Genomic DNA, 10,642 nt, shown 5'->3' on the forward strand with positions numbered 1-10,642 from the left:
GTTTACGCGCGAGCGAAAAACCGCCGTTGCGCCCCCGGAGCGTCCGGATATGACCCAGGTGGGCCAAGGCACCGACGATCTTGGTTAGATGATGCTCGGAGATTCCATAACAGGCGGCGATTTCCGGAACGGTCGACAGGCCCTCGGGCTTGAGGCCGAGGTAAATGAGCGTCCGAAGCCCGTAATCCGTATAGCGTGTCAGTCGCATCCAAAGGTCCAATCATCGGGCGCATCCAGCCGCTGGGGGCGGGTGCTATAACATGATTTTCAAATATGGCTTTTATTGCGTCCAGATACCAGTGTGCCCGGCGCGAAAATCGTCTGCACCCCCTAAATCGAGAGTTTCTTGAAGATTTTCTCCGGCACGAGGCGGATAATCAGCATGATCAGCGCCCAGAAGCCTGGCACATAAAGCACTTCCTTGCCCTTGAGAGCGGCCCGCAGCAGGGTTGCCGCTGCGCGGTCGGGGCTTTCGGCGTAGAAGATGCCCGGTAGGCCCCAGGTCATGCCGGTATCGAGAAAGCCGGGCTTGGCGAAGGTCAGCGTTACGCCGCTGCGGAACAGTCGCGCACGCAAGCCGGAGCAAAAAGTCGCGAGCCCCGCTTTGGCCGAGCCGTAGATATAATTGCTGAACCGCCCCCGGTCGCCCGCCACCGACCCTAACACGATCACCCGGCCCGCCCGGCCTGCTTCCAGCATTGGCGCGAGGGCGAGCAGCAGACGGGCCGCCCCGGTGAAACTCGCAGTCAGGCAGCGCAGGGCTAAGGCCGGATCGGCTTCCATCGCCTTTTGATCGGGCATCAGGCCGAAGGCCAAGAAAATATCGAGGCCGCCGGGGCTGGCGTGATGGGGGATGGAGGCTGCCAGCGCATCCAGGCTGGCCATATCTTCGGCATCGAAGCTTTCCACCACAACCGCGCTTGCGCCGCGCAAACGCAAATCGGCGGCACTGCGGTTGAGATCGTCAAGGTCACGCCCGGCCAGAATCAGCCGCGCGCCTTGCCCTGCGACGAGGCGGGCGAAGGCGCGGGCGATGGGGGAGGAGGCCCCTAGAATCAGCCAGGTGCGATCGGTCATGACGGGAAGGGGTTTGCCCATGCTTATGCTCCCCGCAGCGCAAGGCGGCGCGATTGGTCGGAAGCAAACTTGCCCTCCGGGTCCATCTCGGCGGCGATTTGTTGAAATTCAGCAAGGCGCGGATACATGCGCGCAAAGCCCGCCGCCGACAGGGCGGAATCTTTTGCGAGATAAATCCGCCCACCGTGATCGAGGGTGATGGCTTCCAAGCGCTCCAGCAGTGCCCCGGTCTCCGCCCGGCGCGGCAGGTCGAGCGCCAAGGTGAAGCCCGGCTGCGGGAAGGAGAGCAGCCCTTGCCCCTCCGCGCCCAGGGTTTTCAGCACGGCGAGGAAGGAGGCGGTTCCGCCTTGGCTGACGGCGTTCAGCAGCGCGCGCAGGCCGGTTTCGGCGGCGGCATCGGGGATGACAGCCTGGAACTGGCTAAAGCCGGGTTTTCCGTAGAGCCGGTTCCACTGCGCCAGCGCGTCGAGCGGATAGAGAAATTCCTCAATCGCCCGCACCCCCTGCCGCCCCCGGCGCGGGATGCGGTGGTAATAGGCGGCATTGAACAGCTTCACATTGGTCCGCGACAGGCAGAATTTCGGCAGATTAAGCGGAATCGCTTTGGCCTTGCGCGGTTTTGCGGCCACGCCCTCGGGCGACAAATCCGCCGTTTCCAGAATCCCGCGCCCGATGCGGTCGCCGGTCGCCAGCGCGTCGATCCAACCGACCGAGAACCGCGCGGACGTGCGAGCGGCGCGCAGACCGTTGAGGAAGGCGGCCAGATCGGGCATCCGCTCTTCACGCAAGCTTACGGCGTTGCTGGGAATCTTCAAGAGGCGCAACCCCGCCGCCAGGATGATCCCCGTCAGCCCCGCGCCGCCGACCGTCGCCCAAAACTCGCGCGGCGTTGCGTCCGGCGTCAGGTGGCGCACATCGCCCGCAGCGGTGAGCAGATCGATCCAGGCGACATGCGCGCCGAAGCTGCCGTCCGCATCGTGATTCTTCCCGTGCACATCATTGGCAATCGCGCCGCCGACGGTGGCAAAGCCCGTGCCCGGCGTGACGGGCAGCATGAAGCCGCGCGGGATCAGCAGCCGTTGAATCGCCCCTAGGCTTACCCCCGCTTCCACGGTTAGCAGCGGCGCATCGCCGGTTTCCAATCCCAGAAAACGGTCTAGCCGCTCGGTCAGAACCACCGCGCCCGCGCTGTTCAGCGCTTGATCGCCGTAGGACCGCCCGGCCCCGCGCGCCAGAATCGCACCGTCGCTTTTCAGGCAGGCCGCAACTTCGCTCATCCGTTCGGGCCGGAACGCCGCCGTCTTTGCCTGAGGAAACCGGCCCCAGCCGGACAAAGCCAAGCTTTTGCTGCGCATTATAGGTCTCCCGACGTGGATAAGGCCCCATCCCTCGGTCGGCGCAGGGCCGCGAGCAGGAACGGCAGCACCATAAAGCCGAGGGCGGTCGAGAACCATAGGGTCGTCAGGCGAATGATGGCGGTGGCGGCCAGCGCCGCATCGCCCTCGAACCCGAGGGAAGTCAGCAGCAGCAGCATGACCGCTTCCGCACCGCCCAAACCACCGGGCAGCATGGAGATGGTTCCGGCAATCAGCGCGAAGGTGAAGACGAAGCTCGCCTGCTGAAAACTCACCTCCGGCCCGCCGACTGCCTGCAGCAGCAGTTGGAACGACCAAGCTTCTGCCGCCCACCCGATTAGGGCTAACACGAGACCGACGCCGAACCGGCGGAAGGTGAAGAGCTTCGCCGTTTCGCGCAGGGCCGCGCGGATTTTCGCGAACAGGCGCGGCGCGCGGCCCCCGAACAGGCGGTAAAGCGCGTTCGTGACCCACAGCAGGGTTTTCGGGCGCAGGAACGGCAGCATCAGCACGATCAACCCGGCGGCAATCCCCAGGGTCACATCGGCATAGCCGCTGAAGGCCCCCAAGGAGGCGAGGCAGAGCAGCATAATCGCCACCATGTCCGACAGCCGATCGCCCAAAAATAGCGGCGTGGCGCGCTCGTAAGGCACGCCTTTTGCCTTCTCCAGCACCCAGAGCCGGAGAGCCTCCCCGGCTTTCCCCGGCGTCGTGGTCAGCGCGAAGCCGCCAACGAAAACGGCAGCATTGAAGCCGAACCCCACCTTCAGCCCCAACCCGCGCGAAAACCAATGCCAGCGCAAGGCCCGCAGGGCGTAGTTGAACAGCGATAGGCCGAGCAGGGCGAGAATGATGCTTAGCGGCACGCGCTGGATGGCGGTCCAAACCTTCTCGAAACCGACGTAGGCCCCCACCGCGACGAGCCCCACCGCAAAGGCGACGATCGTGCCGACGACGATCCATTCCAGGCGGCGCAGTTTGCCCTTGGTCAGGCCTTTCGCATCAACGGCCATAAATCAGCGCTCCGAAGGTAGCGATCCAGGCCAGCACATTGCCGATCAGGAATTTGTCGGTCAGCACGATCGTCGTCGGCGAGCCCGACCGCTCTTCAACCAGGGCAATTTGCAGGTAGCGCAGCACGCCCATAATCACGAAGGGCGTGGTGAGGTAGAGATTATGGATGCCCGCTTCCACCGTATAAAGCAGGTAGGACACCAGCAGCCCCGCCAGCATCATGGCAATTGCGGTATCGAGAAACGGCAGATTATAGCCCTCAAGCGCGCGGCGGTGGCCCTTGTCGAGCTGCTTCACGATATCGTCGCGGCGCTTGGCTAAGGCAATGAACAGTGAGACAAGGCCGGTGCAAACGATGATCCATTCAGAGGCGCGCACACCAATCAGATCTGCTCCGGCAAAAACCCGCAGCACATAGCCGAGGGCCACCAGCATCACGTCCAGAATCGAAATCTTCTTGAGCCCCAGCGAATAACCGAGGTTTACGGCGAGATAGACGAGGCTGAGGATTAGAAAGCCGGGCGAGAGGGTATAGGCGAGGATCAGCCCGCCCGTCGCTAGGATCGTCATCAGAACCAGCGCAAGCGGCAACGGGACGGTGCCAGCCGCAAGCGGGCGCGTGCGTTTGGTCGGGTGCTGTCGGTCGGCCTCCCGGTCCATCGTATCGTTCAGGATATAGATTGCCGAAGCGAGCGCGCTAAAGCACAGAACCCCCAGGAGCACCTGACCAATGTTCTGAGCCGTGACCGCCGCCGGGGTGAAGAACAGGGGCGCGAGAATGAAGGCATTCTTCACCCACTGATGCGGGCGCATCAGCTTGAGGGTTTCCACCATCACCATGGGAGCGGTTTACCTCTTTTGAACGTTGAGGGCCTGTTTTAGAGAAGCCCTCTGTAGCGGCGGCGCGGGAAGGCGTCCAGTGAACTCTTTGTAGGAAACGGCGGGTGCCTGCGCTATGCCTTATCGTCCCCAATGTCAGTTCTTGCGATCCGAATATGGTGATTTGATGAAAAACTTGACGGTATTGACAGGGATTATTGTCTCTAGAAAAACATTAATCCTATCAATACAACTGTATCTTGCATTAATTTTCGCAATCTTTAGTACGATAGAATTTCAAGGCATAACTATTAATGGATTAGATTATTCGTGGATATTTAGTTTGAATCATTTTTTTAAAGAAAACTATCAGCACGGAATAGATATTATATTCAATTTTGGACCTTTAGGATTTTTGTTCTCATCAGCTTATTATCCTGAGAGTCAAAATTTAAAATACACATTAAGTATTATGTATCACATAATTTTATTTTATAGTGTTTTTTATGTTTTCAATATAAATAATGCATCGAAATTTTTATCAATGTCAATATTGATTATGTCGATGGAATTTTTTTATAGTGCTAATATTCTTCTGCCAGCAATTCTAATTTCCTATCATGAAGTCTATCGGGAGAATAAAGCGCTGTCGACTTATGTCATTACAATTTTTTTAAGTCTATTGCTAGCCGTCGCGTCCTTGGTGAAAAGCGCCATTCTTATTCTAGCGCTTCCGATTCTCGTCCTTGTGACGCTTTATCGGTTGTCGATTAAAGATTATTATCCGGTGGCGCTCGGAGCCTATTGTTTGTTTACGGCTTTAATACTGTCTCTAGGGGGCCAGGATGGTGCCAATTGGGCTGATTTCTATCGGGGATATTTTGATGTTTCGCTAAGTTACAATGCCGATATGGGTTTGCCGGCACCGCCGCTCTATCTGGCGCTGTGGTGTGTTGGGGCGTTGAGTGTGTTGAGCTGCTTCCCTCTCAAGTCAAGAAAGACAATAATCCTCGCTTTAACGATTCTGGGCTGTCTTCTGGTGGCCTATAAACTGAGTTTCACGCGACATGGCGATTATTCATACCTAGCCTTCTGGGCCTTAGCCTTCATCGCAACGGCACAGATACTCAACCCGCTTGCGCGTTTTTACGGGTTGGCCCATCGGGCACTTATCCTTGGAACCGCAGGTCTGGCATTGGTCGTGGCCTTAGCCATTGCTGCGCCGTTTCAGCCCGCTGGGAAGGGCCTTCAGGACACGCTGACAATTCTGCACGACCGTTTGAAGTTTTTCGGGGATTCCGATTTTCGCAATCAGCGTCGATTAGACAATCGGCAAGAATTTACCGCCGCGATGGCCGATCTTCGCCAGAAATTTCCGTTTAAAGCGGTGGCGGGGCCGATTGATGCGTTTCCGTTCGATATTGGTTTAGCCTATAGCGCGGGTCTTGATCTTGCGACCCGCCCGGCGTTTCAAGCCTATTACGCAACCAGCCGCTTCATGACGGAACGCAACCGCGACTTCTTAGCCACGGACCGGGCGGCGCGGTCGATCCTTTTTTCCATAGCGCCGATCGATGGGCGCTTCGCCGCGTTGGAAGACCCGCTGAGCCTGCGCGCGTTTCGCAGCTTCTATCGGGTAGATCAGCAAACGGCCGAGCATTTAGTGCTTGTCCGGCGTGCAAAGCCATTGTTGGAAGCGGAAACCTGCCAAGACAGTGTGAGCCGGTTCGATACCGCGATTCCCATCCCCGCTGTTTTACCCGATCAAGCGGTTTGGGCGCGGGTGTTGCTCACGCCGACAGTCGTGGGCCGGGTTGCGGCATTCTTTTTCGGGGGGCCGACCTTGGGGCTTACGGTATCCACCACCGCCGCGCCCGACCAGGCGTTTCGATTTTTGCGCGACGCGGGCGACGTTGGGTTTTTGCTCTCGCCAGGGCTCACGTCCTTGGAAGCGGCGGCGGCTTTTTATCGCGGCGAGAGCCGTGCGCAAGACGCGGTAACGCAGATTCGCGTCAGCAATCGGACGGGCGACACGATCCTCCGCTGGTTCGAACCCGCGATAACCGTGTCGCTCTGCACCCTTTCGTGGTCTAGCCCCGCGCCCTGACCCTCGTCACATGTTTGGATAGTTCGGCCCGCCGCCGCCTTGCGGCACCACCCAGTTAATATTCTGCGTCGGGTCTTTGATGTCGCAGGTTTTGCAGTGAACGCAGTTCTGCGCATTGATCTGCAAGCGCTTGGCCCCCGTTCCCGCATCGTCGAGGATTTCATAAACCCCGGCGGGGCAATAGCGCGTTTCCGGCGATTCATAGTGCGACCAGTTGATCGCAATCGCCTTGCTCGGGTCTTTCAACTGCAAGTGGATCGGCTGATCTTCCTCATGGTTGGTCGCCGAGAGGAAGACGGAGGAGAGCTTATCGAAGCTGATTTTGCCGTCGGGCTTGGGGTAGGCGATGCGCGGCGCGTCGGCGGCCTTCTTCAACACGTTATGGTCAGCGTGATTATGGAAGGTCCAAGGGGCCTTGCCCCTGAACAGATACGTATCAATCGCGCTATAGACCAACCCGGCCCACAGGCCCTTGTGGAAGGACGGGCGAATATTGCGCACGGCCTTTAGCTCTTCGGCCACCCAGGAGGCGTTGAGCGCGGTCGGATAGGCGGTGGCTTCCGTCGCCTCGGACCCCGAGGTGAGCAGATCGAACACCGCGTCCGCCGCGAGCATGCCGGATTTCATCGCCGTGTGGCTGCCCTTGATCTTGGGCACATTGAGGAAGCCCGCCGTGCACCCGACCAAACAGCCGCCGGGGAAGGTGAGTTTCGGGATCGACTGCCAGCCGCCTTCGTTCAACGCCCGCGCGCCGTAGCTGATACGCCGCCCGCCTTCAAAGAAGTGCCGCACGGCGGGGTGGGTTTTGAAGCGCTGGAACTCCTCGAAGGGCGAGAGGTGCGGGTTGGTATAATCCAGCCCAATGACGAACCCGACGACGATTTGATTATTCTCAAGATGGTAGAGAAACGAGCCGCCATAGGTATCGCTGCGCATCGGCCAGCCGATGGAATGGATAATCTTGCCGGCCTGATGCTTGCTCGGGTCGATCTCCCACAACTCCTTAATGCCGATACCGAAGGTTTGCGGATCGACGCCCTCGCGCAAGTTAAAGCGCTCGAACAGGGTTTTGGTCAGCGAGCCACGGCAGCCTTCCGCGAAAATCGTCTGGCGCGCGTGCAACTCCACGCCAGGCTGAAAATGCGCCGTCGGCTCGCCGTCGCGGCCCACGCCCATATCGCCGGTCGCGACGCCTTTAACCGCGCCGGTCTCGTCGTACAGCACTTCAGCGGCGGCAAAGCCGGGGAAAATATCGACGCCCAACTCTTCCGCCTGCTGGGCCAGCCAGCGGCAGAGGTTGCCGAGCGAGATGACGTAATTGCCGTGATTGTGCATCTGCGGCGGGGTGGGCAGCTTGAACGAGCCTTTTTCCGTGAGGAATAGGAAGCTATCGTCGGTCGCGGGTGTGTTCAGCGGTGCGCCGCGCTCTTTCCAATCGGGGAAAAGCTCGTTCAGCGCGCGCGGCTCGAACACCGCGCCGGAGAGAATATGGGCACCGATCTCGGAGCCCTTCTCGATCAGGCACACGGCAAGCTCTTGGCCTGCGGCATTGGCGCGTTGTTTCAACCGAATGGCCGTCGAAAGGCCCGCAGGGCCGCCGCCAACCACCACCACGTCATAGGGCATTACGTCCCGCGTCATTCCCCGATCCCCCTCGCTGAACCCTTCCCTTTACGTTAAGGGAATGTATGTTTTTTGTCGAGCTTTTCGCAGTCGGCAATTTGGCTCGTCTGGGCAAAGTGCGACAGCTTGAGCGCGCTGGCAAGCCTTGATAGGCGCTAAGAGCCATCACGTCGCCAGCATTGCCATGGGGCATTTTTTTTGACACCTGCAATCTAAAGACTCATAAAGAGATAAATAATCGTGCGACTTCCCAGCGGGAGGAAACAATGCCCGTAAAAATGTTCAAATTTTCTATTACGGCTTGTGCAATTCTTATTCTCCTATCGACGCTGCTTGGTTCTGGCGCAATGAGAGACAGTAGTGATTATGGTCGGATCGTTCGGTGCGTAGGTCTTGTTGTCGATCAGGAAAACAATATTAGAGATTACCAGTATAATTTTGGTGATTTCGAGCCTTTGTGGTGTAGCTTGGTCACGCCCATGACGCTTATTGCTGGGGCGGTCCGGGGAGTGCTCACGGGCTTCTCGCAAAGCGCGTTAACGATTTTTCAAGTGGCATTGATTCTGTCGACTCTCTGGTTTGTCGGGTTCTGCGCGTTGGTTCGACATTCGAACTGCGGAAAAAATAAATTAGTCTTAGTCTTTATCGTCATTCTAACGGCTATTTTTGCGAATTATTTCCGGTCTTTCTATGAGGAAGCGATTGTTCTCATCACGCTTCCCTGGTTTTTATTGGGGCTGTGGCGGTGGCAATCTGACGGTAAGCCTGCTCTTCTATTGGTGGCCGCCGCCTGCTTGATCAGTGCGAAAGTCCAAATGATTGGGGCGCTTCCGCTCATTCTGGCGATCATCTGGCGCACCTGGCTGTCGATCCGGCGACAGGCTAACCCCTCCGCTGCGCCGTTTATTCCAACGGTGCTCACGATTGGCTTGATCGGTTTGAGCGCCTTATCGCTGGCGCGCTGGGAGTATACCCGCAAGGGCGAGGTCAACCACTACAATCGCTTTTACGCAGGCGTTGGATTGGCGCTACAGGGGGTGGCAGATTGGCCCGCGCGCACCTTCAGGGAGCGTAATCTTTACGAGAGAGAGCAACGCGCGCAGTTACAGCAAGGGACAATGGCGTTCGAACCGAATCCCGCCCAACCTTTGCTGGGTACGCGCTTTTCCCCCACCGGGTTTAGCCTTTTCCAAACCTATAAAGCGCGCGGCGCGTTGGCCGACTTCTATGGGATTGTCGCCCCCGGCGCGCTCGGTAATTTTATTCCGTGGGTACTGGCGCGACCGCAGATTTGGCCGACGATTGGCCGGAATATCGCCGTGATCACCGTCACGGCGGATTACCGGGTTCAGTATCTGAATAACGCGCTTTATCTTCCGGGGCTTAGCGAACTTCAGAATATCGCGCGGTCCTGGTTGGGGGTCTATGGGCTCGTGGCCCTGGCCCTTGCCGCTTGGGCCGGGCGCTCCCTTTTGCTGCCTGCAGTTTTCTTGCTAACGCTCCCCTTGGCCGTTTGGGGCGGCGACGGGTTCAATGAATTCGAAAAGCATTTTGCGCCCTATTGGATGCTCCTGCCTTTGCTATTTTATTTTCCCTGGCGACCCGACCCGACCGGGAGTGGAACCAGCGACGCCGCGTCCCCAACTACAGATCCATGACCCAATTCGCCCCCAGTCTCGACACTATCGCCCGCCTTGCCGAAACGGCGCTTGCGGAAATCCCCGCCGAACTGCGCCAATACACGCGCGATTTGGTGCTGAAGGTGGAAGATTTCCCCGATGATGCCGTTGTGGAGGAGATGGAGCTTGAAAGCCCCTTCGACCTGCTCGGCCTCTATCAGGGCGTGGCCATGCCACTGCAAAGCGTGAGCTATGCCCACCCGGAGCCGCATCGGGTGTTCCTCTACCGCCGCCCGATCCTTGATTATTGGTGCGAGACCGGCGAGGCGCTGGACGATGTTGTCCGCCACGTCCTCATTCACGAAATCGGCCATCATTTCGGCTTTTCGGACGAAGATATGGAGCGGATCGAGGGGGAGTGATCGGCAAGCGCGTGCCGCGACGCTGGACGGCCCCCAATGCGGATACGGGGCCGTCGGGCTTTCACGAAGACGTTTGAGCGACATACCTTAATACCCATAAAATATTAATTAAAAATACGTTAAACTATCGCTTGCGGATAGATCAGCCGCCCTGATAAAAATCTTAAGTATTTTTGATAAGGGCTTATCCGATGGCGAGCGCGGGATTTGATTCACTCTATTATCTTAACGCGAACCCCGATGTGCAGCGTGCAATTTTGGACGGTAGCCTTGCGGATGCCGAACAGCATTTCCGCCTGTTTGGTGCCGTCGAAGGGCGTAATCCCAATGCGGCGTTCAATTCCGCCGAGTATCTGGCGCAAAACCCCGATGTTCGGGCGGCTGTTGCGCTTGGTCAAACCTTTACGAGCGCCTGGGATCATTACATCCAGTACGGCGCAGCGGAAGGGCGTTCCCCCAGCACGGATACCAATGGTTTTGATGCGAAAGCCTATCTGGACACCCGCAAAAACCCTCGCCCGTTCAGTTTTGCTGTGATTCACTGATGGGGTCCCTCGCTCGGAGCCTACCGATGGAACCTCAATCGCTTTTCAGCCTGAACGATCA

At 58.3% G+C, this 10,642-nt stretch carries 10 protein-coding genes; 4 read left to right on the forward strand and 6 right to left on the reverse strand.

Annotated features, from left to right (window positions below):
- From ACIQ36_RS14195 to ACIQ36_RS14215, 5 genes are all read right to left on the reverse strand, one after another.
- A partial coding sequence (locus ACIQ36_RS14195; RefSeq protein ID WP_395830385.1) for an Rrf2 family transcriptional regulator occupies positions 1–208 on the reverse strand: 208 nt, incomplete at its 3' end.
- A gap of 122 nt (positions 209–330) precedes the next feature.
- Positions 331–1,098: an SDR family NAD(P)-dependent oxidoreductase gene (locus ACIQ36_RS14200; RefSeq protein WP_395830387.1), complete on the reverse strand. Its 768-nt coding sequence runs from the start codon at positions 1,096–1,098 to the stop codon at positions 331–333.
- A gap of 2 nt (positions 1,099–1,100) precedes the next feature.
- Positions 1,101–2,432, reverse strand: a complete 1,332-nt coding sequence (locus ACIQ36_RS14205; protein ID WP_395830389.1) for an FAD-binding protein — start codon at positions 2,430–2,432, stop codon at positions 1,101–1,103.
- On the reverse strand, positions 2,432–3,445 hold the full coding sequence (locus ACIQ36_RS14210; RefSeq protein ID WP_395830391.1) for a YbhN family protein: 1,014 nt from the start codon (positions 3,443–3,445) through the stop codon (positions 2,432–2,434). The genes ACIQ36_RS14205 and ACIQ36_RS14210 overlap by 1 nt, the downstream gene beginning before the upstream one ends.
- A complete protein-coding gene (locus tag ACIQ36_RS14215; RefSeq protein WP_395830393.1) occupies positions 3,435–4,286 on the reverse strand; it encodes a decaprenyl-phosphate phosphoribosyltransferase in 852 nt (283 codons plus the stop codon). The genes ACIQ36_RS14210 and ACIQ36_RS14215 overlap by 11 nt, the downstream gene beginning before the upstream one ends.
- Before the next feature lie 166 nt (positions 4,287–4,452).
- Between ACIQ36_RS14215 and ACIQ36_RS14220 the strand changes: the two genes are divergently transcribed.
- Positions 4,453–6,372, forward strand: coding sequence for a hypothetical protein (locus ACIQ36_RS14220; protein ID WP_395830395.1), 1,920 nt, complete (start codon positions 4,453–4,455; stop codon positions 6,370–6,372).
- A gap of 6 nt (positions 6,373–6,378) precedes the next feature.
- Here ACIQ36_RS14220 and ACIQ36_RS14225 read toward each other — a convergent pair whose 3' ends face one another.
- Positions 6,379–8,013 carry an electron transfer flavoprotein-ubiquinone oxidoreductase gene (locus ACIQ36_RS14225; RefSeq protein ID WP_395830397.1) on the reverse strand — a complete coding sequence of 545 codons (1,635 nt, stop codon included), beginning with the start codon at positions 8,011–8,013 and terminating at the stop codon, positions 6,379–6,381.
- Positions 8,014–8,174: 161 nt separating this feature from the next.
- Between ACIQ36_RS14225 and ACIQ36_RS14230 the strand changes: the two genes are divergently transcribed.
- From ACIQ36_RS14230 to ACIQ36_RS14240, 3 genes are all read left to right on the forward strand, one after another.
- Entirely contained in the window at positions 8,175–9,653 is a 1,479-nt protein-coding gene (locus tag ACIQ36_RS14230) for a hypothetical protein (RefSeq protein WP_395830399.1), read from the forward strand.
- Positions 9,650–10,036: a metallopeptidase family protein gene (locus ACIQ36_RS14235; protein WP_395830401.1), complete on the forward strand. Its 387-nt coding sequence runs from the start codon at positions 9,650–9,652 to the stop codon at positions 10,034–10,036. Before ACIQ36_RS14230 ends, ACIQ36_RS14235 begins: the two co-directional genes overlap by 4 nt.
- 242 nt (positions 10,037–10,278) lie before the next feature.
- A complete protein-coding gene (locus ACIQ36_RS14240; protein WP_395830403.1) occupies positions 10,279–10,581 on the forward strand; it encodes a hypothetical protein in 303 nt (100 codons plus the stop codon).
- The last annotated feature ends 61 nt before the right edge of the window (positions 10,582–10,642 follow it).

Source organism: Elstera sp. (genome assembly GCF_044372965.1).
In the GTDB taxonomy this organism is placed as follows: Bacteria; Pseudomonadota; Alphaproteobacteria; order Elsterales; family Elsteraceae; genus Elstera.

Bases quoted from the DNA above. Each gene is read 5' to 3' on its own strand.
- ACIQ36_RS14205 (WP_395830389.1), bottom strand. From the start codon at position 2,432: ATGCGCAGCAAAAGCTTGGCTTTGTCCGGCTGGGGCCGGTTTCCTCAG.
- ACIQ36_RS14220 (WP_395830395.1), top strand. From the start codon at position 4,453: ATGAAAAACTTGACGGTATTGACAGGGATTATTGTCTCTAGAAAAACA.
- ACIQ36_RS14225 (WP_395830397.1), bottom strand. From the start codon at position 8,013: ATGACGCGGGACGTAATGCCCTATGACGTGGTGGTGGTTGGCGGCGGC.
- ACIQ36_RS14235 (WP_395830401.1), top strand. From the start codon at position 9,650: ATGACCCAATTCGCCCCCAGTCTCGACACTATCGCCCGCCTTGCCGAA.
- ACIQ36_RS14210 (WP_395830391.1), bottom strand. From the start codon at position 3,445: ATGGCCGTTGATGCGAAAGGCCTGACCAAGGGCAAACTGCGCCGCCTG.
- ACIQ36_RS14200 (WP_395830387.1), bottom strand. From the start codon at position 1,098: ATGGGCAAACCCCTTCCCGTCATGACCGATCGCACCTGGCTGATTCTA.
- ACIQ36_RS14215 (WP_395830393.1), bottom strand. From the start codon at position 4,286: ATGGTGATGGTGGAAACCCTCAAGCTGATGCGCCCGCATCAGTGGGTG.